Source organism: Streptomyces sp. 3330, from assembly GCF_031456635.1.
Lineage (GTDB): Bacteria > Actinomycetota > Actinomycetes > Streptomycetales > Streptomycetaceae > Streptomyces.
This window is the reverse complement of sequence record NZ_JAVDVA010000013.1, coordinates 177,651-200,632: the sequence shown is the minus strand read 5'-3', so window position 1 is coordinate 200,632 and position 22,982 is coordinate 177,651. Positions and strand designations below refer to the sequence as shown.

Genomic DNA, 22,982 nt, shown 5'->3' with positions numbered 1-22,982 from the left:
CTTACCCCCGTTGGTTCCGGGTGCCCTGCTTGTTCTCTTTGCGTTGCCTGCGGCGCTCCCCTCGCGACCGGTACGACTCCTCCAGCTTTCCGACCGGCGCCTGGACGTGTCCCGGCTCCCGTCCGTCGTTTCCGCCCGCGCACCGCCACACCGCGTGCCCGTCCTCCCACCCCGCGTGCATGCCGAGCCGGTGCTCGGCGCAGACCGGCCACACCTGCCACAGGCACCCCAGCACCGTCTCCTGCGCGGCCTCGGCGACATCGGCGATTGCGGCGCCCGGGGCCTGCGTGTCGGGGGGCAGGTCGTTGCCGTGCCAGCGTCCGTCGGGCAGGGCCACGTACACGTGCTCCGTCGCCTGCTCGTCGTCGGCCGATTCCTCCGGCCAGGCGGGCAGCGCCAGCAGGCACATCGGGCCCTGGTCCGGCAGAAGGGCGTTCAGGTCGTGGTTGACGAGGGCCAGTGCCTCGTCCCACGCCGGGTACTCGCCCGGCTCGACCGTGCGGGCGCGGGGTGTGTCGAAGATGTCGTGCATGGGGCCATCGTGTATCAGGCCTCGCTGCGACGGAACTCCGGGCATGCCGGAGCCTCCCCTCGGGATGCGCCAGAGCACGCCGCCGCACGACCGGGAGCCGATGCCGTGCCGGCCGTGGTCGTGGTTGAGGCCGACCGGGACGGGTCGCCGGGTGGGGAGAGGCCGGGCCGTCCCGTGGGCTGATCGAGGACCGACCGGTGTGCGCCGGTGGGGTTCGCGGTCGGCACCGGGCGCGGGTCGACCGGGAGGGGGTGGAGATGGTCCGTGCTGACGGGCAAGCCGAAGGCTCCGTCGCCCTGGAGGATCCCGTGCTCCGGCACCACGACCTCGGCTCAGTCTTGGGCGTCGTAACCGTTTTCGGTGCACGAGTCGTCCTCGGCATCGGTGGTAGCCGAGACGTGCAGTCGTCAACGTCCCTTGATGGAACCGATTTCGCGTCCGAGGCGGCGTACCGGGCGCGGGGCGGGAGGGCCCCGCTGCCCGGCGAGACGTTCTCGGCGTGGTCGGCGGCCCTGGTGCGGAAGACGCCGGTCTCCTGGTCAGCCCTTGATTCCGGTCTGCGCGATCCCCTGGACCAGCCAGCGCTGGAGGAAGAGGAAGACGAACACCAGGGGCAGGATGGAGAAGGCGGTGGCCATGAAGACCAGGTGGAAGACGACGGTCTGGTTGGTCATGTAGTTGGAGAGCGCCACCTGCACGGTCCACGAGCCCGGGTCCTGGCCGATGACCAGCGGCCACAGGAAGGAGTTCCAGCCGTTGATGAAGGTGATGGTCGCCATCGCCGCGAAGAAGTTCAGCGAGTTGGGCACCACGATGCGCCAGTAGGCGCCCCAGTGACCCAGACCGTCCACCCGCGCCGCCTCCTCCAGCTCCCTGGGGAACCCCAGGAAGTACTGCCGGAACAGAAAGCAGGTGAAACCGCTGAACAGGCCCGGGATGATGAGACCCCGGTAGGTGTCCACCCAGCCGAGCGACGACACCAGGACGAAGCTCGGGACGAAGGTGACCGCCGTCGGGACCATCAGGGTGCCGAGGACGGCGTAGAAGACCTTGTTGGCGTGCCGGTACGGGATGCGGGCGAGACCGTAGCCCGCGAGCGAGCACACCAGCAGGACGCCGGCGGTGTGCAGCGTGGCCACCACCGCGGAGTTCCACAGGGACCGGCCGAACGGAACCGTCCCGTCGGTGAACAGTTCGCCGATGTTGCCCCACTGGATGTCGGTGGGGAAGAACTTCCAGTTCTCTCCGGTGATCTCGGCGTCCGTGGAGAGGGCGTTGCGGATCAGCAGGTAGAACGGGATCAGGAAGAAGAAGCAGGCGATCCCGGTGGCGAGGTAGAGGCCGGTGGAGCTCATCACGCCGCCGCGACCGATGCGGCGGGGCCTGTCCGGGGACGGCGTGGATTCCGGTACGTCGGGCATCGTGGTGGTCACTTGGACTCCTCCCCCCTGCCGAAGCCCATGAACCTGCCCTGGAGCAGGGTCACGGCGCAGATCAGGACGGTCAGGATGACTGCGCCCGCGCTGCCGGAACCGTAGTCCTGGCTCTCGCCCAGGGCCTTGTAGTACAGCTCGACGAGGGGCGGCCGGCCCCACGTGGTCTTCGACAACAGGTTGAAGAACTCGTCGAAGGCCTGGTATGCGGCGATGAGCAGCAGCAGGATCACCGCGGTGGACGTGGCGCGCAGCTGGGGCAGGGTGATGTGGCGGAAGGTCTGCCAGCCCGGCTTGGCGCCGTCGATGGCGGCGGCCTCGTACAGCTCGCCCGGGATGTTCTGGAGCGCGGCCAGGAACAGGATCATGTAGAAGCCGGACTGGAGCCACAACCGGGCGGTGACGATGACGAGCCAGTACCAGGGCGGGCTGGGGTCGGCCAGCCAGGCGATGTTCTCGATCCCGAACCAGCCGAGGACCGTGTTCATCATGCCGAAGCGGACGCCGCTGAAGATGGACATCTTCCAGATGAGCGACGCGGCCACGTAACTGCAGGCGGTCGGTAGGAAGAAGACCGAGCGGAAGAACGCCCGCATGAAGCGCAGCCGGTTCACGAGCAGGGCCAGGCCCAGCGAGAGCGCCCAGGTGGTGGGCACGATGAACGCGGCGAACGCGGTGAAGGTGCCGAGCGATCCGACGAAATCGTCGTTCGTCAGCATGTACGTGTAGTTCTCGAAGCCGACGAACTTGTCGGGCGTGACGGTGAAGCGGGCCTCGAAGAAGCTGAGCCAGAGGCTCCAGAGGATCGGCGCGTAGACGAAGATCGCTAGGCCGATGAGGAACGGCCCGGTGAAGAGCCAGAAGTGGAAAGCGGGGCTGTCCCGCAGGCCCCGCCGCGTCCTGGCCGGGGCGGCCTCGGCCGGGGCGGGGCGCGCGCGGTCGCGCGTCTTGGTCGTCGACATGTCGTGGTCCGTCCCGCGACCTATCCGAACAGCTTCTTGAGTTCGCGGTCGACGGCCGTGTCGGCCTTGTCGAGCGCGGCCTCCGGGTCCATGTCCTTGCGGACGCAGTTGGCGAAGACGTCCTCGAGCGAGGTGCGCATGGCCTGGGTCCAGCCGATGTTGTCGAAGTGGCCGAACTCGTTGAAGAGCCTGACGCCCTCGGCGGCGTTGCCCGACTTGAGTTTGGTGGCCGACTCCGCGAGCGAGGTGCGCGGCGGGATGTGGAAGCCGAAGGAGGTGGCCCAGTCCTCCTGGTACTGCTTCTGGTCGATCCACAGCCACTTGACGTACTCCTTGGCCGCGTCGACGTTCTTGCCCTTGGCGTTGACGAACATCGACCAACCGCCGTTGTAGACCGACTGCTTGCCGGAGTCGATGGTCTTCGGGAAGGGGAAGACACCCCAGTCGTCGCCGAGCGCGGCCTGGATCCCCGGCATCGCCCACATGCCGCAGAACTGGATGGCGCACAGGCCCTGGTTGAGCGAGGAGGGGTCCCAGGACTCGGTCGGCGCGCCGAGGAGCAGGTTGCCGCTGGTGAAGAGCTTGCGCATCTTCTTCAGGCCTTCGATGACGCCGGGGGTGTGGTAGGCGATCTCGTTGTTGGCGGTGAGGTGGTCGGCCCCGGCCGACCAGATCATCGTGTCGATGACGTTGTGCAGGTCGTTGCCCATGTAGAGGCCCTTGACCTTGCCGGTGGTGAGCTTGGCCGCCGCCTCCGCCAGCTCGTCGAGCGTGGTCGGCACGTCGACCTCGGCCTTCTCCAGCATCGACTTGCGGTAGAAGAAGAACTGCGGGTCGTCGATCATGCGGACGCCGTATATCTTGCCGTCCACCGTGTGCGACGTGATGTCGGCCGGGTTGAAGTCGTCCTTGACCGGCGTGACGATGTCGGTCAGGTCCGCCACCTGGCCGCTTTTCACCAGCTGGATCTGCGGGTGGAACTCGAAGAGGTCGGGTGCGTTGTCGGTGAGCAGTGTCGCGAAGAGCTTGCTCTCGAAGTCGGCGCTGGTGATCCACTGCGTGGTCACGTCGGCCTTGTCGTAGGCCTTCGCGTACTTCTTGATGGCCTGCTCGGTGCCCTGCTCCCCGTACGCGTGGAAGTACTGCGTGAGGCCGACGCCCGAACCGGAGCCGCCACCACGGCCGTTGTTGCTGCCGCAGGCGGCGAGCGTGCCGGCGGCGGCCATGCCCGCGGCGGCTCGGAAGAGGGACCTGCGGGACCAGTTGCTGTTGCTCATTGCCGACATGGCGACGTCCTTGTCTCGAAGTGCGGCTACGGCTCCGGGGTGCGGCGCAGGTGGCTCAATTCCTGTCGCGGAGCGGGACGTTAACCTTCGGCTAAGCCTTCGGCAAGGGGTTGAACGAAGTCTGTTCGAAGCGTTGTGGTCGGTTCGGCATGGCGAACGAGACGGCCACCTGCAAAGGGAGTGGAGCGACTGCCGCAGGGTGACGCGAGTGCGTGGAGCGGGGGTTGAGGGCCGCCGGTGCCAGGGCCGGCGGCCCTCGGTCAGTGGGGTGATCGCCGCACGGCTACCGCCTGGTCAAGGCCTCGCCCGCTCGCGGATGCCGCCGTGGGGATCACTTCGGAGCCGCCGCCGACCGTGCGATCGCCGACGGCGGGGCGCGCGTCGGTCGTCCGGCGGGCGCGCCGTGCACCGGCATGCGGCAACCGGCGCGGGGGATCGCCATCGGCGTGCGCGGCGGTCGCGGCGGCCTCCCGCCGCCGGCCGGGGAATGACGCGGGGTGCTCCGGGGTGCCCTCTTCGCGCCGTACGACGGGACTCCTCAGCGCCGTTCCCGCGGAGGTGCGGGAGCAGGCGGCCGCCACGACGGCAGCGGTGTGCGAGAACGTTTTCCGCCCCGTGCTCCGTCACAGCAGGCGCGGGGGCGGCGCGTCTCTTCGGTGCTCCGCGAACAGAGGGCGTACGTCATCGTCGGTGCGCGTAACACTGCATCCTTCCGGCGTCGTGAAGGCGGTGCGTTCCGCTCGCTTCATGCGGGCGGTGCGGTACGGCTCCTCGCTCCGGCGGAAACGGCGCGCCTGGTGTTTCTCTGGCCGACCGACTGCAGCGCCCCTTCGAGCGCGAACGTCGCCGCGCCCAGGCATGCCGGGTCGGTCGGGATCGGGGACAGGACGATCCGGTTCGCGGCCAGGGGCCGTTTCAGCGCGTGCCGGGCCACCGCCTCCCGCACCTCGTCGAGGAGGGGTTCACCGAGCCGGGCGGCGACCCAGCTGCTCAGGACGACCACCTCGGGGTTGAGCACGTTGACCAGATTGGCGATGCCCGCGCCCAGGTAACGGGCGGTGCCGCGGACGACCTTCACGGCGACCGGGTCGTTCGCGGCGACCCCGGCGGCCAGGGCGTCGATGGTGGCGGTCTGGTCGTCGGGATGCAACAGCGGGCTCCGCGGGCTGAGTTCACGCAGGTTCTGCATGATGCCGGGCGCGCCGACGTACGTCTCCACGCAACCGTGGTTGCCGCACCGGCACAGCCGCCCGTCGAGCACGAGCGTGGTGTGTCCCCACTCGCCGGCGCTGTTGCTGACGCCCCGGTGCAGCCCCCCGCCGAGCACGAGACCGGCCCCGACCCCCGTGCCGAGGTTGACCACCACGGCGTCCCCGTGTCCGCGCGCCGCCCCGAACCACAACTCGGCGACCGCGCCCGCGCGCAGCGGGTTGTCCAAGTACAGCGGATACGCGATGTGTTCGGAGAGCAGATCGAGCAACGGAACGTCGTGCCAGTCCCAGTTGGGCGCGTACTCGGAGATGCCGGTGGCGCGGTCCACCTGCCCCGGAACGCTCACCCCGACGCCGAGCACCCGGGCGGCCTCGACCCCGGCCTGAGCGACCACCGAACCCGCGGCCGCGGCGACATGGCCGACCACCTGCTCGGGACGGCTCTCGCCGGGCCGCATGTGCTCCTCGGCGCGGGCCAGCACGTTCAGCGCGAGATCGAACAGCTCGACATGGACGTAGGTCTCCGCGATGTCCACGCCGATCAGCGCGCCCCCCGACGCGTTGACGGCCACGAGTCCACGGGGGCGGCCACCCGCCGAGTCCTCGAACCCGACCTCGGTGATCATGCGGAGGTCGAGCAGCTCACCGACGAGGGTGGCGACGGTGGCGAGCGAGAGACCGGTCGCGGCCGCGAGCTCCTGGCGGGAGGTGGGGGAGGCGGCGATGATCTGACGCAGCACCTCGTAGCGGTTCGCGGTGCGGATGTCCCGTGATGTGCCGCGCTTCATGCAGCGTGCCCCCTCGTCCCTTCCGTGCCGTCCGTGCCGGGCGGGCCCGCACTGCGACGGCACCGGCGCCGCGTCAGGCTATGGGCTGCCGAACCGTTCGACAAGGGGTTAGGAAAGGGGCTGTATGAAGTCGCCCGGAGCCGCCCGCGATCAGCCTGCCAGGACGTCCCGCACGAAGGCGTTGGTGAACTTCCCGGCCGGATCCAGCGCCCGCGCCAGGGCCGTGAAGTCGTCGATACGGGGGTAGCGCCCCCGCACCACGCCGGCCGGCACCTCGAACACCTTGCCCCAGTGCGGCCGCGGCTCGAACGGCTCCAGCGCGGCTTCCACCGTCCGCACCACCGGGAGCACGGCCGCCGTGTCCTCCACCCAGGTGAAGTGCAGCGCCACGGTGTCCCGCCCGTAGGAGGGACTCAGCCACTGCTCGTCGGCGGCGACCGTCCGCACCTCGCAGACCTGGAGCACGGGGGCGACCGTCGGCCGGATACCGTCGATCGCATACAACGCCTCGGTGGCATGCCGACGGTCCAGCAGGTACTCGCTCTGCAGCTCGTTCCCGCTGCTCGGGGTGAACTCCGCCCGGAAGTGCGGCAGCCGCTCGTGCCACGGCCCCGGCACCCCGAACTGCTCGGTGCAGTTGACCGCCGGCATCCCCGGCACCGGATGCAGCGCCTCCACGGCCGGCGTGGCCCAGGGGAAGTCGGCGAGGGGCTCGTCGGCGCGCCGCTTCAGCCACACCTGCCGGAAGCCCGGAGCGCCCCAGTCGGTGAACAGGCTGACGCTGTACGCCGCCGCCGCGACCGTCTCGAAGTCCAGCCCCTCCAGGGGCAGTTCGGTGAAGAGATGCTGCTCGACCTCGTAACCGGGCTCGAGATCGAGGACGAGGGCGGTGACCACCCCGAGAGCGCCCAGCGAGGTGACCGCCCCGCCGAACCGCCGGTCGCCGCGGCCGATGACGACGGTCGAGCCGTCTGCGGTGACGATCTCCACCTCGCGCACCGCCGAGGCGAGCGACCCGTTGCCGACCCCCGAACCGTGCGTACCGGTCGCCACCGACCCGGCGACCGAGATGTGCGGCAAGGAGGCCATGTTCGGCAGCGCCAGCCCGCGCTCGTGCACGCGACGCGCCAGCTCGGCGTACCGGACCCCGCCCGCGACCCGCACGGTCCGGGCCGCCGTGTCGACGTCGACCTCGCCGGCCAGCGCGCCCAGCGACAGCAGCACCCCGTCGGCGCCGGGCTCGGCGATCTCGTTGAACGAGTGCCCGCTGCCCAGCACCCGCACCCGCCCGCTGCCCGCGACGAGCGAGCGCAGCGCGTCGAGGGAACAAGGACGGTGCAGCTCGCCGGCCGCGAAGGTGATGTTGCCGGCCCAGTTGGTAACGGTTTCTGCCATGCGACTGCTCGCCCCTCCCGAGGAGATCGAGAACCCGGAATTCCCAGGTGGAACCTACCTTGCCCGCAACACGAGGGCCCCGCCCCCACCTCCGCGCCGCCGGGGGCATACCGTGAGGAGTCGTACGTGTGAACCGGGAGGAGAGAGGGATGGGCAGCCGTACCGCGCTGGTCGAGGATCTGATGGAGCGGTTTCCGCATGTTCCGCGGGAGGCCGTCTTCAAGGAGGACCTGCTGCGTGGAGGTGTGGCCTTCGATCCCTCCGCGCTGAGCGACAACGAGTCGGGCGAGGTCAAACCGAAGTCCTACTTCATCTTCTCCTTCGACCACGGCACCCTGCCCGAGCTGGGCGAGGCCGCGCTGCGCCGGCCGCCGGAGGAGATCATCCTCACGGGAGGCCCCTACGACCTGCGGCGGACCGTCGTCTCGGTCCGGGTGAACCCGTCCTCCCCGTACCGCGTCGCGGCGGACGACGAAGGTCTGCTGGGGCTCTACCTCGACGGGAAGCGCATCGCCGACGTCGGTGTGCCGCCGATGCCGGAGTACTACCGGCACAAGCTCTCCAACGGGAAGTCCGTCATGGAGGTCGCCCCGACCATCCAGTGGGGTTACCTGATCTACCTGACCGTTTTCCGGGTGTGTCAGTACTTCGGCGCCAAGGAGGAGTGCCAGTACTGCGACATCAACCACAACTGGCGCCAGCACAAGGCCGCCGGCCGCCCGTACACGGGAGTCAAGGACGTCGAGGAGGTCCTCGAGGCCCTGGAGATCATCGACCGGTACGACACCGCGAAGACCTCCACCGCCTACACCCTCACCGGCGGCGCGATCACCAAGACGGTCGCCGGCCGTGACGAGGCCGACTTCTACGGTCACTACGCCAAGGCCATCGAGGAGCGCTTCCCGGGCCGCTGGATCGGCAAGGTCGTTGCCCAGGCCCTGCCGAAGGACGACGTGCAGCGCTTCAAGGACTACGGCGTGCAGATCTACCACCCCAACTACGAGGTGTGGGACGAGTATCTCTTCAAGCTGCACTGCCCGGGCAAGGAGCGGTACGTCGGCCGCGACGAGTGGCACAAGCGCATCCTCGACTCCGCGGAGATCTTCGGCGCGCGCAACGTGATCCCGAACTTCGTCGCGGGTGTGGAGATGGCCGAGCCGTTCGGTTTCACCACCGTCGACGAGGCCATCGCCTCCACCACGGAGGGCCTGCGCTTCTTCATGTCGCAGGGCATCACGCCCCGCTTCACCACCTGGTGCCCGGAGCCCACCACCCCGCTGGGCAAGGCGAACCCGCAGGGTGCGCCGCTGGAGTACCACATCCGGCTGCTGGAGGCCTACCGCGCCACCATGGACGAGTTCGGGCTCTCCTCGCCCCCCGGCTACGGGCTGCCCGGACCCGGCCGCGCGGTGTTCTCCGTGAGCTCCTTCATGGACAGTCTTCCGGCGGAGGACTCGGCGACCGTATAGTCCGCGCAACGGTCACCACGGCCACCACGGTCACCGCAGTCGCGAAACAGCTGCCGGAACCGGTGTCGAAACGTGGCGCCGGTGTTGAGCACGAAGCGGTCCGCGTCCGTACCAGAGGCCGGAGTACCGGGCGCGGCCGCTTGTTCGTCCCGTTCCGCTGTCTGTCCTGCTGTCCTGACATGACATCTGAACAGGGCGCTTGTCAGTTGTGTTGGAAACGTGAAAAGCTCTGCCCCTGCCGCGAGGTTCCCCCCAACTCCATTGCCGTCATGGTGAGTTGACCTCGCTTGTGGATGCAGGAGACTCATGCCCGACCTGCCGACCCCGAAGGACGCCGCCGAGGCCGCGCTGTTCTCCGAGTGCTGGGACGCCGTCCTGTCGTACGCCGATCTGTGTACGTCCGGCTCGACCGCGGCGAACCAGCTGGCCCGTGAGGCCTTCGCGCTCGGCATACGCGAGGCCCGCGCCGCCGAGGACGGCACCGCACGAGGTGCCGGCCGTCGCTCGTCCCGGCTGCCCCGGATCCCGCTGCTGCTGACCGCCGTACGCACCACGGCCGCCGCCTGGGAGGCCCGGGGACAGGGCCACAAACTCGACCCCGATCTGCGCCTGTGGCTGAACTCCGACAAGGCCGCACGGTACGTCGGACCGCCCCTGAGCCGTCCCATCGCCCTGCGCGGACTGCGTGACATGCAGGAACCGGACGCCGCCCTGCTGTGGCTGGCCGAGGTGGAGGCGCTGCCGCTGCACGCCGTCGTCCGCAGGCAGGGCCTCGACCCGACCGCCGCGGTGGAGGAGCTGAACCAGGTCCGCGGCCTGTTCCGCGACCGCTGCCACCGCAACCACCTCGACACGCCGATGGACGCGGAGTGCCGCAGCTACGTCCGGCTCCTCGACGCCGTCACCCGCTCGCCCGCCGCCGACACGCCCCCCGACCTCTCCCGCCATCTCGCCACCTGCGTGGAGTGCGCGGAGGCCGCCGCCTGTCTGCGGCTGCACGGCGGCGGCCTGCCCGCGGCCCTCGCCCAGGGCGTCATCGGCTGGGGCGGCCTCGCCTACCTGGAGCGCCGCCGCCGGGCCGCCGAGGTGCGCCTCGGGCCCGGACGCCCGGACGCGCCGGACACCGAGGGCGCGGCGGCCCGGGCCGCCGCGAGCAGGGCACGCCTGCTGCGGGGCGGCATGCTCGCAGCCGCCGCCCTGGTCTCCGTGGTGGCACTCGCCGTGTCGATGATGCCCGGCGACTCCGGCGGCGGCAGCGGCGGCGAGACGGTCGCCCAGAACAACCCCGCGGACAGCACCCCGGTCGCGGGCCCCGGCTCCGTCCTGCCCTCCGCGGATCCCGCCACCTCGGCCGCGCCGTCCTCGTCCCGCCCGCCGGCGTCCGCGAGCGGCACGCCCTCGGCGACGGACGGCGACGACTCCGGGAAGCCCGATCCCGAGCCCCAGGGCACCTCCTCGGCCACCGCCGGGGCCGGAGGGAGCGAGGACCCGGCGGCCTGCGAGGTCACCTACGACCTCGTCAACCAGTGGCCCGACGGCTTCCAGGCCACCGTCACCGTCACCACCGCTGTGACGCTCGACGGCTGGAGCGTGGCCTGGTCCTTCCGCGACGGCCAGAAGGTCGACCAGATGTGGGACGCGAGCGTCGCCCAGGACGGCTCACGGGTCACCGCGACCGCAGCCGACTACAACAGGTCCGTCTCGGCGAACGGCACGCTGACCTTCGGCTTCCTCGCCTCCTGGCAGAACAAGAACAGCGCGCCGTACGCGTTCACCCTCAACGGACAGACGTGCACCAGCTCTTGACGCACGGCGGCTGAACAGGCCGCCGACGCGGGCCGGGCGCGAGGCGGAGAGAGGAGCGGGGTTTCCCCGCTCCTCTCTCCGCTTTCCGGCCGGCTTGCCGTGGGCGTGGTGCGCATGGTGGGCGCGGTGGGAGATGCGGGCGATGTGAGGGATGCGGAGGTCCCGCCCGGCGCCGGAGGTGCAGCACCAGCGGGGCCGTCGCAACCGGTTACGTCGACATTCCCGCGACGCTGTCCCGGTCCAGACCCAGGTCCAGACCCAGGTCCAGACCCAGGTCCAGACCCAGGTCCACCAGACCCAGGCCCACCAGACCCAGGGCCAAGTCCAGGTCCGGACGGACGGCGACCCGGTGCCGTCGGGGGCGAGGCGGACCTCCGCCCGGTGCCCGTCCGCTTCAGGCCCGTCCACGCCCGCTCGTCCACCCATGCTCGTCCACCCACCTCCGTCCCCCACGCTCGTCCACCCACCTCCGTCTGCCGTTTCGGTAGCGGTGCAGGTAACGGCGCGGTGCTTCGGCGACGTCGGCGACTGGGGCGGGAATTGGGTGGCAACCGGTGTACTGCGCGCCTATCCTGGGGGAGCTTCGAGCGGCGGGGCCGAGGGCCGCGCCGTCAGTCGTGTGAAGACCACGAGGAACAGGAGGTGTGACCGATGACTGTCGCCGAGAAGGGTGCTGTTCGCAGCGACCAGACGTTCGTTCACTCCACCTCCGCGGTCTCCGGCTGACCACCTCTTCCGCCTCGCGTATGCGAGCGTTGCCGGGGCCGCCCCTGTGAAGGGTTTCCCTTGCATTCCTCCTCCACCTCCTCCTCTTCGGCTTCGGCTTCGGCTTCGCCACGGTCTCTCGCCGCGTACGGCTGGGACGCCGACCGGGAAGCCGAGTTCGCCCCCCACGCCGAACGGGGCCTGCTGCCCGGCCGCGTCGTGCGGGTCGACCGTGGGCTGTGCGATGTCGCCACGGCGGCGGGCATCGTGCGCGCCGACACCGAGTTCGTCGTTCCCCGTGACCCGCTGAAGGTCGTCTGCACGGGCGACTGGGTCGCCGTCGACCCCGAGGACGCCGATCCGCGGTACGTGCAGACGCTTCTGACGCGTCGTACGGCCTTCGTTCGTTCCACCTCCTCCAAGCGGTCCGAGGGGCAGATCCTCGCCGCCAACGTCGACCACGCGGTCATCGCGATGTCCCTGGCCGTCGAACTCGACCTCGGCCGCGTCGAGCGTTTCCTCGCGCTGGCCTGGGAGTCCGGCGCCCAGCCCGTCGTCGTGCTCACCAAGGCCGACCTGGTGCCCGACCCGGTCGCGCTGTCGTATCTCGTCGAGGACGTCGAGGCGAGCGCGCCCGGCGTGCCCGTGCTCACCGTCTGCGCGCGCGACGGCGAGGGCGTCGAGGAGCTCGCCACCCTCGTGGGGCGGGGCACCTCCGTGCTGCTGGGGGCGTCCGGCGCGGGCAAGTCGACGCTCGCGAACGCGCTCGTCGGCGAGGACGTGATGGGCGTCCAGGCCACCCGGGACATGGACGGCAAGGGGCGGCACACCACGACCACCCGCAACCTGCTGTTGCTGCCCGGCGGGGGAGTCCTCATCGACACGCCCGGGCTGCGCGGCGTGGGCCTCTGGGACGCGGGTACCGGGGTCGGACAGGTCTTCTCGGAGATCGAGGAGTTCGCCCGGGACTGCCGTTTCCACGACTGCGCGCACGAGTCCGAGCCGGGGTGCGCGGTCCGGGCGGCCGTCGAGGACGGCGAGTTGCCGACGCGCCGGCTCGAGAGCTATCACAAGCTCGTACGGGAGAACCAGTGGATCGTGGCCAAGTCCGACGCCCGCATGCGTGCCGACGTCCGCCAGGACTGGAAGCGCAAGCAGGCCGCCGGCCGGGCCGCGGGCGAGGCGAAGCGCGGGCGTGGCCCGTGGCGGCCCGCTCCTCCGCGGTAACACTCGACCGTGGCGGTACCACTCGACTGTTGCGGTCAGCACGGCGGAATGTGGTCGGCCGCGTGGGTCGCGTCCGGCCTCGCTTGCCGATCTTGGTAGCGCTTACTGCTCCTGGCCGGCGCATGCTCGTTGCGGCAATTTGTTTTGCTTCTGGGGAGCCTGCTCCTGTTGCGGCAAGCCTGTGGCTGTTGTGACCACGTGTTTCCGTCCCGGCGAACGCGTGCTGTTGCGGCAACCTGTTTCCGGTCAGGAATCCCGTGTCTGTGACGGCAACGGGCACAGCAACCCGTTTCCGTTGCGGGAACCGGTTTCCGCTGCAGTTGCCCATCTGCGCTGCAGGTACCCGTCTGCGTTGCGGGAACCCGTTTCCGGTTCAGTGTCACGTCCGATTTCCGCTAGCACGGCGTCTCCCGGGCGCGAAGACTGGAGTGCATGACGGACCAGGACACGCGTTACGAGGCGGTCCGCAGCAGGGACGCACGGTTCGACGGCGAATTCTTCTTCGCCGTCGAGACCACCGGCATCTACTGCCGGCCCAGTTGCCCCGCCGTGACGCCGAAACGCCACAACGTGCGTTTCTTCGCGACGGCCGCCGCCGCGCAGGGCTCGGGATTCCGGGCCTGCCGACGGTGCCGTCCGGACGCCGTGCCGGGATCGGCCGACTGGAACGCGCGTGCCGACGTCGTCGGGCGGGCCATGCGGCTGATCGGCGACGGCGTCGTCGACCGGGAAGGCGTCACCGGCCTCGCCGTCCGGCTCGGCTACAGCGCCCGCCAGGTACAGCGGCAGCTCACCGCCGAGCTCGGCGCGGGCCCGGTCGCCCTCGCCCGGGCGCAGCGAGCGCACACCGCGCGGGTCCTGCTCCAGACGACGGGCCTGCCGGTCACGGAGATCGCCTTCGCGTCCGGGTTCGCCAGCGTGCGCCAGTTCAACGACACCGTCCGGACCGTGTACGCGACGACCCCGACCGCGCTGCGGGCCGCCGTACGAGAGGCCCGCCGCACCGCCACCCCGTCCGCCGGCATCCCGCTGCGGCTCGCCCACCGGGGCCCGTACCACGCGGGCGCCCTGTTCGACCTGCTGCAGCGGGAGGCCGTGGCCGGGGTGGAGGAGGTGAACGGGCCGCCCGGCGGGCGTACCTATCGCCGGACGCTGCGGCTGCCGTACGGCACCGGGATCGTCGCCGTGGACGAGCGGGCGGGCGAACCGGGCCGGGCCTCGGCCGTCCACCCGGGCGGCTGGCTCGAGACCCGGCTGCACCTGACCGACCTGCGTGACCTCACCACCGCCGTCCAGCGGCTGCGGAGGCTGTTCGACCTCGACTCCGACCCCTACGCCGTCGACGAGCGGCTCGGCGCCGATCCACGGCTCGCCCCGCTTGTCGCCGCCCGACCGGGGTTGCGTGCGCCGGGAGCCGCCGATCCGGAGGAGTACGCCGTTCGGGCGGTCGTGGGACGGGCGGCGGCCGAACGGCTCGTGCGCGCCTACGGCAAGACCCTCGACGCGCCCTGCGGAACCCTCACCCATCTCTTCCCCGAACCTGCCGTCCTGGCGCAGTCCGCATCAGGGACCGAGTCCGGTTCAGGGCTCGGGTCCGGTTCCCGGTCCGGGTCCGGGGCCGCATCAGAGCCCGGGGCCGGGTCCAGGGCCCGGCAGGAGGTCCGGTCGGACTCGTCCTCGGAGTCAGTCCCGGAGTCCGAGTCCCTGTCCGCCTCCGTGTCCGACGGCCCGCTGGGCGCCCTCGCCGCCGCCCTCGCCGACGGCACCGTACGGCTGGACCCGGGTGTCGACCGGGACGACGCCGAGGAGGCACTGCGCGCGGTGCCCGGTCTGGACGCCCGTACGATCGCGGAGATCCGTGCGCGGGCCCTCGGCGATCCCGACGTCGTGCCGCCCGGCGTGGACGTCCCCGACACCTGGCGCCCCTGGCGCACCTACGCCCTGCACCACCTGCGCGCCGCGGAGGAACGATGACCGACCTGACGTACTGGACCAGCGTCGAGAGCCCGCTCGGGCCGCTGCTGCTCACCGCCCGCCACGACGCGACACTGACCTCCCTCTCCGTGCCCGGACAGAAGGGCGGGCGGACCGTCCAGGACGGGTGGCGGAACGACCCCGGCCCCTTCCGCTCCGCAGCGGAGCAGCTCGCCGCCTACTTCGCCGGCGAGCTGAAGGAGTTCCGGCTGCCGCTGCGCAGCCACGGCACCGACTTCCGCGAGCGCGTGTGGGCCGCCCTCGACTCCGTGCCCTACGGGGCGACCACGACCTACGGCGAGATCGCCGCGCGCGTCGGCGCCTCGCGCATGGCCGTACGGGCCGTCGGAGGGGCGATCGGGGCGAATCCGCTGCTGATCGTGCGCCCCTGCCACCGGGTGATCGGCGCCGACGGCTCGCTGACGGGGTACGCGGGCGGCCTGGAGCGCAAGGTGCGGCTGCTCGCGCTGGAGGGCTCGCTCCAGGAGCCGTCCCGGGCGTCCGTCTGACCGAGGGCTGCAGTCGTCGAGGCGGTCCTCCTCCGGAACCGTCGTCCTCCGGGCTGCCTTCCCACCGGGTCCCTGCTGCCGCCGCCAGGACCGCCCCCGGCCACGCCCCCGAAACTGCCCCCGGAAGCGTCCCTGACCACGCCCCCGACTGCCCCCGTAGGCGCCCCTCCGGCCCTCAGCCCGTTCGCCCCTCCGGCCCCTCCGCCCCTCCGGCCCCGCCCGGGCATCACCCCCACAGAATCGCCCCCAGCCACGCCCCCATGACCAACAGGCAGGCGAACAGCTCCGCGAGGATGCTGGAGCCGCCCGAGCGCATGGCCGTGCGCAGGGCCGCGCGGGCTTCGCCGTGACGGCCCAGCCGGAGACGTTCGGAGAGGTAGATGCCGCCCATGAAACCCGGGATCGCGCCGATCACGGGGATCAGGAAGAAGCCGAGGAACGCGCCGAGCCCGGCGTACGCCGCCATCCGGGTGGTCGCGCCGCTCTCCCGGAGCCGGCGGGGCGGCAGCGTCCAGCGCACCACCTGCGACAGGAACAGCGTGACCGTGGCACCGACCAGCACGACCCAGGAGGCCGGCTGCGGATCCTCCAGCGCCCACCACAGGACCGCGGCCCACACCAGCCACGAGCCCGGCACGCCGGGCACCAGCACTCCGCACAGGCCGAGCAGAATGACCACGCCGACCAGCAGGAGTTGACCCACTCCCATCTGCCCAGAGTGCCCGAGTCGGGAAGAACCCGCAGGTCAGCCGTACGGCCTCGGACGGCCGGCGGGCACGGTCAGTGCTCCCGGGCCACCCACCCCCGTTCGTAGGCGTGCCAGCCCAGTTGCAGCCGGGTCGTCACTCCCGTCAGTTCCATCAGCCCCTTCACGCGGCGCTGCACGGTCCGCAGCCCGAGGTCGAGCTGCTTGGCCGCGCTCGCGTCGGTCATGCCGGCCAGCAGCAGGGAGAGGATCTCCAGGTCGGTGACGTCGGGACCGTCCTGGGTCTGCTCGACGACACCGGCCGAGCCGATACGCAGCGGCAGCGCCTCCCGCCACACCGACTCGAACAGGCCGGACAGCAGCTCCAGCAACCCGCTGGCGTGCACCACGAGCGCGGCCGGCTCCGCCGAGCGGCCGGTCAGCGGCACCAGGGCGAGCGAGCGGTCGGCGACGACCAGCTTCGTCGGCACCTGGTCCGCCACCCGCACCTGTTCGTCCCGGCCCAGTGCGGCGGTCAGCTCCGCCATGCCGTCCGGTTGGTCGAGGACCGCCCGCTCCAGTACGACGCGGTAGCGCACCCCGCGGGCCGTCGCCTGCTCCTCGGCGTCGTTCTCTCCGCCGGTGACGGCCACCGGGGTGCCGGTGACCAGCGCGCACACCTCCTCGCTCGCCCCGAGCTGGATCTGCAGGAAGCGCTGCGTGACGGCGGCGGCGCCCGTCACCACCTCGACGAGGTCGTGCACGGCCGGTTCGGCCGCGGCCGCCCGGTACTCCTCGGCGAGCAGCGCCGCCGCCAGTTCCGCCTTCTCCAGCTCGTGCCGCTGCTGGGTGAGCAGCGCGCCCAGGGCGACACCCGGAGGCGCGGCGACCCAGCGGCCGGGGCGACCCGAGGACTGCGCGGCGAGACCCTGCCGTTCCAGCCGGCGCAGCGCGCGTTCGGTGTCGTGCTCGCCGAGGGCCAGCCGACGCGCCAGGTCGGGCACGTCGGCGGCGCCCACGGACACGAGCGCCCGGTACGCCGACTCGTGCGTCCCGTCCAGCCCTATCGCTCCCAGCATCGGCTGCTGCCCTCCTTCTGACGTCCCGTGAGTGGCGGGAAACGGCCACGGCGTAAACCCGCCGCCGCACATCATCGCCGTACCGCCGGTCACTCTGCCAAGGTGTGGCCACGGCGGAAACACGTGATCATCCACTGATCATCCACAGCGGAGATCCGAACGCCGTGTCGACTCGTGCCGGCCGGCCACCACGCCGCGGCACGGAAACCTTTCGAAAACGTGATCCGGACTCATGATGCGCAGGGGCGCACAGGGGAAATGAGCCTGGGTCACCCATGTCGCCGGGCGGTTCTCCCGTGGGGGGTGGAACCGCCCGGCGGCCTTTGCCGCCTCTCGCCCCGCACTGCCGTCCAGACATCACTCGACCAACTGTTCGACACACGTGCGGTGGCGCATTTTCCGGATGCCCCGTTTTCATCCGGCCCCCGCAGTGGACAATCGGGGGCATGAGCCAGCAGGGGGGAAGGCCCACCGGTCACGAGGACGACTGGTGGGGGCAGTTGTACGACGACGCCACCGAGGACACGGGGCCCGCGCGCACCGCAGACTCCCTGGACGACCGTTTCGCCTCGGCCGCCGGAACGGTGCGCCCGGGCGGCGCGGGCGCGCCGGACGGCGCCGGCGGTCGCGGGTCCACGCCGCCTCCGCAGCGCCAGGGGGGCGCGGGCGGCACCGAGGGGCACGCCCCCGGCGCGGACGCTCCCGGCGCCGCGGGTCCGGTGCCGCCGCCCCGCGCGGAGCGGCCCGGTCCCGCCGGGCGGGCCGACTGGTGGGCCTCGCCGGCCGCGACGACGGCAGAGACGCCAGTGTCCCCGGAAACCACGGTTCCACCGCCCCGCAGCCGATCCGCCGCCGACTCCGCCCCGTCTCGGGACACCGGGCGCGAGACCGGGCAGGACGGCCCATGGGACGACGCATGGGACACGGGTCGGGACCCCGACCAGGCAGGTGCGGGTGCGGGTGCGGGTGCGGGTGCTGGTGTCGGCGCCGGAACCGGAGCCGGTGGTGGACGCGACGGCGGCGGGCGGAACGGCTGGAGTGACGCCGAGCCCGACAGCCTGTGGGACGCCGAGCCCGACAGCGCGTGGGACGCCGCGCCCGAAAGCGGGCGAGACGCCGGGCGAGACGGCCGGCGAGCCACCGCACCGGGTGCCGGACGGGACGCCGGGCGAAACGCGGCACCGGACGCCGGACCAGATGTCGGGCATGAAGGCATCGGGCGTGGCCCAGAACCGGACGTCGCCTCGCGGGGCGCAGATGGCGCCACGGGCGCCGGGGAGACGGGCCAGGACACCGGGCAGCCGGGGCGGCACCGTGCTCCCTGGGAACCGCCGTCGGCCACGCCCGCCGGTCCCACGAACTTCCCGCCCCGCCCCCTGCCCCCGGGGTTCGCCGAGTGGGCGCCCCACGGTCCCGCCCCGTCCCCCGCCGACGACCTCGCGGCGGCGGAGACACCCCCCGACGCCTGCGCACCCCCGGTGCCGACCGCCCCACCCGCCCCGCCGTCCACCCCACCTGCCGCACCCGTCGCACCCGCACCGCCGTCCACCCCACCTGCCGCACCCGTCGCACCCGCACCGCCGTCCACCCCACCTGCCGCACCCGTCGCACCCGCACCGCCGACGACCTCACCCGCCGGAACCCCAGGTCCCGCCGGACAGGCGACGACCGCGGCCGGACCCGGCGAGGGCACGGGGGAGGCCGCTTCCGCCACGCGGCCCCAGCAGCCCGCGACGCCTCCCGTTCCGGCCCACGCGCCGCCGCCCCCTCAGGCCCCCACCACCTCCGTCGACGGCTCGGCAGCCCCCTTCTACGGGACGGACCTCGCGCCCGCGCCCGCCCCCGGAGGCGAGCCGGACGCCGGACGCGCCCCCGCCGCCTCGAACACCTCCCCACCGGACCATCCCCCCAGCGTCCACGGCCTTCCCTCCCCGCCCGCGCTCCCGCCCACCACCTCCAAGGACTACGTCGGTTCCGGGCCGCCCACCTACGACGCCGAACCCACCGCGCTTCCGCCCGCCGATCCCGACGACCTGGACGACCTGGTCGCCGACAGCGTCCTGGACGGCGCCCGGTACGGCGTCTGGACGCTGCGCGCCGCGTCGGTGCGGGGGGATTCCGCGCGGTACCGGGGAGAGCCGCGCCGTGACTCGTTCCTCACCGCCCGCTTCGGCACGGGGGAGCAGGCGCTGATCCTGGTCGCGATGGCGACCGGCGCCCGCGCGACCCCGGGAGCGCACCGGGCGGCCGCCGAGGTGTGCCAGTGGATCGGGCGCGCGGTGGGCCGCAGTCATGTCCGGCTCGCGCAGGACATGCGGGCGGCCCGGCGCGGGGATCTGAAATCGGGCCTGCACCGGCTCACCGACCGCAGCCTCGGCCGGCTCCGCGCCAGCGCCGCCGAACAGGGCCTGGAACCGGAGGAGTACGCGGCCACCTTGCGCTGTCTGCTCCTGCCCGCCGACCCCGCCTGCCGGACGCGCGTCTTCTTCGGCGTCGGCCCCGGCGGACTGTTCCGGCTGCGCGGCGGTGTGTGGCGGGACATCGAGCCGCAGGTGGGCGAGGTGGCGGGTGAACCGGTCGTCGGGTTCGGCTCCCTGCCCGCCGAGACGCCGGACGGCGACCGGCTCACCATGGACCTCGGCATCACCACGCCGCCGAACCCCTACGATCCGGACCCCGGACCGCCGCGCGAGCCCTTCCGGTTCCGGGCCTCCGTAGCCCGCCCGGGTGACACGCTCCTGATGTGCACCGACGGTCTGGCCGAACCCCTGCGCGGGGAGCCGGAGCTGTCCGCGTACCTGACGGGACGCTGGTCGGGCCCGACCCCGCCCGGTCTCGCGGGCTTCCTCGCCGACACCCAGGTGAGGGTGAAGGGCTACGCCGACGACCGCACGGCGGCGGCCGTCTGGGAGGCGTAACGGAGCCGCCGCGGCCACTGTGGAGGGAGGGACCCGCAGAGAGCGAAGGGGTGCGTCGATCCATGGCCAAGCAGAACGTCGCGGAACAGTTCGTGGACATCCTCGCCCGCGCGGGAGTGCGGCGCCTCTACGGTGTCGTGGGGGACAGCCTCAACCCCGTGGTGGACGCGGTGCGGCGCAACCCCGCCATAGACTGGATCCACGTCCGGCACGAGGAGACGGCTGCCTTCGCCGCCGGCGCGGAAGCCCAGATCACCGGGAAACTCGCGGCCTGCGCGGGGTCCTGCGGGCCCGGCAACCTCCATCTCATCAACGGCCTCTACGACGCCCACCGCTCCATGGCCCCCGTGCTGGCCCTCGCCTCGCACATCCCGTCCAGCGAAATAGGTCTCGGCTTCTTTCAGGAGACGCACCCCGACCAGTTGTTCCGCGAGTGCAGCCACTACAGCGAGCTGATCTCCAGCCCGAAACAGATGCCCCGGCTGTTGCACACCGCCATCCAGAACGCGGTCGGGCGCGGTGGCGTGAGCGTCGTGTCGCTCCCCGGTGACATCGCCGACCATCCCGCCCCCGAGAAAGCCGTCGAAACCGCTCTCGTCACCGCCCGGCCCACCGTCCGCCCGGGTGACGCCGAGATCGACGCCCTCGTCGCGATGATCGACGCGGCCGACAGGGTCACCCTGTTCTGCGGCAGCGGCACGGCCGGCGCCCACGCCGAGGTCATGGAGTTCGCCGGGAAGATCAAGTCCCCGGTGGGGCATGCGCTGCGCGGCAAGGAACACATCCAGTACGACAACCCGTACGACGTCGGCATGAGCGGTCTCCTCGGCTACGGCGCCGCCTACGAGGCCACCCACGAGTGCGACCTGCTGATCCTGCTCGGAACCGATTTCCCCTACAGCGCCTTCCTCCCCGACGACGTGAAGATCGTCCAGGTCGACGTGCGCCCCGAACACCTCGGCCGGCGTTCGAAACTGGACCTCGCCGTCTGGGGCGACGTACGCGAGACCCTGCGCTGTCTCATCCCTCGGGTGCGGACCAAGGGCAACCGGCGTTTCCTCGACCGGATGCTCAAGAAGCACGCCGACGCGCTGGAGGGGGTGGTGAAGGCGTACACGCGGAAAGTGGAGAAACACGTTCCCATCCATCCCGAGTATGTCGCCGCCGTTCTCGACGAACTCGCCGACGAGGACGCCGTGTTCACCGTCGACACCGGCATGTGCAACGTGTGGGCCGCCCGCTATCTCACGCCCAACGGCCGTCGCCGTGTCATCGGTTCCTTCTCGCACGGCTCCATGGCGAACGCGCTGCCCATGGCGATCGGCGCCCAGTTCACCGACCGCCGCCGCCAGGTCGTGTCGATGTCCGGCGACGGCGGGTTCGCCATGCTGATGGGCGACTTCCTGACGCTGGTCCAGTACGACCTGCCGGTGAAGGTCGTGCTGTTCAACAACTCGTCCCTCGGCATGGTCGAGTTGGAGATGCTGGTCGCCGGACTGCCCTCGTACGGCACGACCAACAAGAACCCCGACTTCGCCGCCGTCGCCCGCGCCTGTGGCGCCCACGGTGTGCGCGTCGAGAAGCCCAAGCAACTGGCCGGCGCGCTGAAGGACGCCTTCCGGCACAAGGGCCCGGCCCTCGTCGACGTCGTCACCGACCCCAACGCCCTGTCCATCCCGCCGAAGATCAGAGCCGAGATGGTGACCGGTTTCGCCCTCTCCGCCTCGAAGATGGTTCTCGATGGCGGAGTGGGCCGGATGCTTCAGCTGGCACGCTCCAACCTGCGCAACGTGCCCCGGCCGTAGGGCGGTCGCGGCCCGTCGGGGAGGTCAGTCTCCGGTCGGGACCCACTGACGTTCACCGTTCTCGGAGCCGTACCAGTAGCGCGGCAACCCCTTGATGCCGCTCGTGCGGAACGGGCGGCCGCGATCGTCGATACGGACCGTGCCGGTGCGGCCCTGGGACGACCAGTCCAGTTCGAGGTACCAGTCGCAGGCGCAGGTCTCGGTCCGTGCCGTGACCAGCAGCACCTCGGGGTCGGAGCTGGACACGCGGTAGGGCAGGCTCACCGCCGGGATGGGCGTACCCGCGTCGTTGCCTGCGACCGAGTGCGCCACGGGGCGGTCCTTGTCCAGGTCGACCGCGAAGTGACGCCTGCTGAGGGAGCCGCCGCAGCCCTGGTCCATCGCGTAGGCGGTGCCGGACAGGGGTGCGGCACGGCCGACGACCCGCACGCGCAGCGCGGTCAGTACGACGGCCGTGGAGCTGCGGCCCTGCACCGAGATCTCCACGTTCGTCTCCCGCCCGTGCACCGCTCCCTGGGCGGACGCCCACGGACCGGCGTCCTGCTCCGGGGGCGGCGGCGGGACCTGCGAGGGCGGCTTGTCGATGACGTAGTCGTGACTGCAACCGAGCGCCCAGACCTGAGAGCCGACGGTCCAGGCGAGCGGTACGCCCGACGCGGGTTTCGAGGCCTCGCCGCCGTTGGGTGAGGCGTCCGGGGCGGGCGAGACTCTCGTGGGGCGGGCGGAGGGGGCGGCGGTCGCGTGCTCGGTGATGGTGGTCGAGCCGGCGTCGGGCGTCGGGGAGGGGGACGAGCCTGTTGTCCGGGGTGCGGCCGTGGCGGATTGGGCGGACCCGCCGACGTCGACGGAGTCCGAGGGGCGGCCGTCGCCGGGCAGCGCGGACAGCGTCCCCAGGGTGGCGAGCACCGCGCAGACGACACCGACGGCGACCGTCGTGCGCCGACGGCGGTACCAACGGCGGGGCGAGACCGGTTCCCCGAGCGGCTTCCGGCCCTGCGTGCCTGCGGTGGGCCAGCGTTCCGTTTCCGCTGCTTCTACGGTTTCTACCGTTTCTGCGGTTTCCGCGGTTTCTCGCGTTACCGGTGCCCTTCGCGTTACCGCCGATACCGGTGAGGCGGTGATTCCCGCCGTTTCCGCTGGTGCAGCCGTTTCCGTCGGTGCCGCCGTTTCCGCGGTTCTCGACCGTTCGCAGGCTTGA

The 22,982-nt window shown here is 71.7% G+C and carries 16 protein-coding genes; 7 read left to right on the top strand and 9 right to left on the bottom strand.

Features of this window, described 5'->3' with window-relative positions:
* Position 1: 1 nt before the first annotated feature.
* From J2X68_RS22650 to J2X68_RS22620, 6 genes are all read right to left on the bottom strand, one after another.
* Positions 2–532, bottom strand: a complete 531-nt coding sequence (locus J2X68_RS22650; protein ID WP_310434362.1) for a hypothetical protein — start codon at positions 530–532, stop codon at positions 2–4.
* 539 nt (positions 533–1,071) lie between these two features.
* On the bottom strand, positions 1,072–1,953 hold the full coding sequence (locus J2X68_RS22640) for a carbohydrate ABC transporter permease (protein WP_310434421.1): 882 nt from the start codon (positions 1,951–1,953) through the stop codon (positions 1,072–1,074).
* An 8-nt stretch (positions 1,954–1,961) separates the two neighbouring features.
* Positions 1,962–2,927, bottom strand: a complete 966-nt coding sequence (locus J2X68_RS22635; RefSeq protein ID WP_310434361.1) for a sugar ABC transporter permease — start codon at positions 2,925–2,927, stop codon at positions 1,962–1,964.
* Positions 2,928–2,947: 20 nt separating this feature from the next.
* Entirely contained in the window at positions 2,948–4,213 is a 1,266-nt protein-coding gene (locus J2X68_RS22630) for a sugar ABC transporter substrate-binding protein (RefSeq protein WP_310434360.1), read from the bottom strand.
* 745 nt (positions 4,214–4,958) lie between these two features.
* A complete protein-coding gene (locus J2X68_RS22625; protein ID WP_310434359.1) occupies positions 4,959–6,212 on the bottom strand; it encodes an ROK family transcriptional regulator in 1,254 nt (417 codons plus the stop codon).
* Positions 6,213–6,362: 150 nt separating this feature from the next.
* Entirely contained in the window at positions 6,363–7,607 is a 1,245-nt protein-coding gene (locus J2X68_RS22620; RefSeq protein WP_310434358.1) for an FAD-binding protein, read from the bottom strand.
* Between the two features lie 149 nt (positions 7,608–7,756).
* On the opposite strand from J2X68_RS22620, the gene J2X68_RS22615 reads away from it, so the two are divergent.
* The 5 genes from J2X68_RS22615 (at position 7,757) to J2X68_RS22595 (ending at position 15,297) form a co-directional block, all read left to right on the top strand.
* Positions 7,757–9,076 carry a radical SAM protein gene (locus J2X68_RS22615; RefSeq protein ID WP_310434357.1) on the top strand — a complete coding sequence of 440 codons (1,320 nt, stop codon included), beginning with the start codon at positions 7,757–7,759 and terminating at the stop codon, positions 9,074–9,076.
* A 306-nt stretch (positions 9,077–9,382) separates the two neighbouring features.
* Positions 9,383–10,882, top strand: a complete 1,500-nt coding sequence (locus J2X68_RS22610) for a cellulose-binding domain-containing protein (RefSeq protein ID WP_310434356.1) — start codon at positions 9,383–9,385, stop codon at positions 10,880–10,882.
* Between the two features lie 786 nt (positions 10,883–11,668).
* Positions 11,669–12,814, top strand: coding sequence for a ribosome small subunit-dependent GTPase A (gene rsgA / locus J2X68_RS22605; RefSeq protein WP_310434355.1), 1,146 nt, complete (start codon positions 11,669–11,671; stop codon positions 12,812–12,814).
* A gap of 432 nt (positions 12,815–13,246) precedes the next feature.
* Positions 13,247–14,788: an AlkA N-terminal domain-containing protein gene (locus tag J2X68_RS22600; protein ID WP_310434354.1), complete on the top strand. Its 1,542-nt coding sequence runs from the start codon at positions 13,247–13,249 to the stop codon at positions 14,786–14,788.
* Positions 14,785–15,297, top strand: a complete 513-nt coding sequence (locus J2X68_RS22595; RefSeq protein WP_310434353.1) for a methylated-DNA--[protein]-cysteine S-methyltransferase — start codon at positions 14,785–14,787, stop codon at positions 15,295–15,297. The genes J2X68_RS22600 and J2X68_RS22595 overlap by 4 nt, the downstream gene beginning before the upstream one ends.
* 226 nt (positions 15,298–15,523) lie before the next feature.
* On the opposite strand, the gene J2X68_RS22590 is transcribed toward J2X68_RS22595, so the two are convergent.
* Positions 15,524–16,006: a DUF456 domain-containing protein gene (locus J2X68_RS22590; protein ID WP_310434352.1), complete on the bottom strand. Its 483-nt coding sequence runs from the start codon at positions 16,004–16,006 to the stop codon at positions 15,524–15,526.
* Positions 16,007–16,077: 71 nt separating this feature from the next.
* Complete coding sequence (locus J2X68_RS22585; RefSeq protein ID WP_310434351.1) at positions 16,078–17,061, bottom strand: helix-turn-helix domain-containing protein; 984 nt, start codon at positions 17,059–17,061, stop codon at positions 16,078–16,080.
* Between the two features lie 1,478 nt (positions 17,062–18,539).
* Between J2X68_RS22585 and J2X68_RS40310 the strand changes: the two genes are divergently transcribed.
* Positions 18,540–19,979: a PP2C family serine/threonine-protein phosphatase gene (locus J2X68_RS40310; RefSeq protein ID WP_399040560.1), complete on the top strand. Its 1,440-nt coding sequence runs from the start codon at positions 18,540–18,542 to the stop codon at positions 19,977–19,979.
* 62 nt (positions 19,980–20,041) lie between these two features.
* Entirely contained in the window at positions 20,042–21,784 is a 1,743-nt protein-coding gene (locus J2X68_RS22575; protein WP_310434349.1) for a pyruvate dehydrogenase, read from the top strand.
* Positions 21,785–21,808: 24 nt separating this feature from the next.
* Here the strand turns inward: J2X68_RS22575 and J2X68_RS40305 are convergent, their stop codons facing one another.
* A complete protein-coding gene (locus tag J2X68_RS40305; protein ID WP_399040591.1) occupies positions 21,809–22,690 on the bottom strand; it encodes a hypothetical protein in 882 nt (293 codons plus the stop codon).
* Between the last annotated feature and the right edge of the window lie 292 nt (positions 22,691–22,982).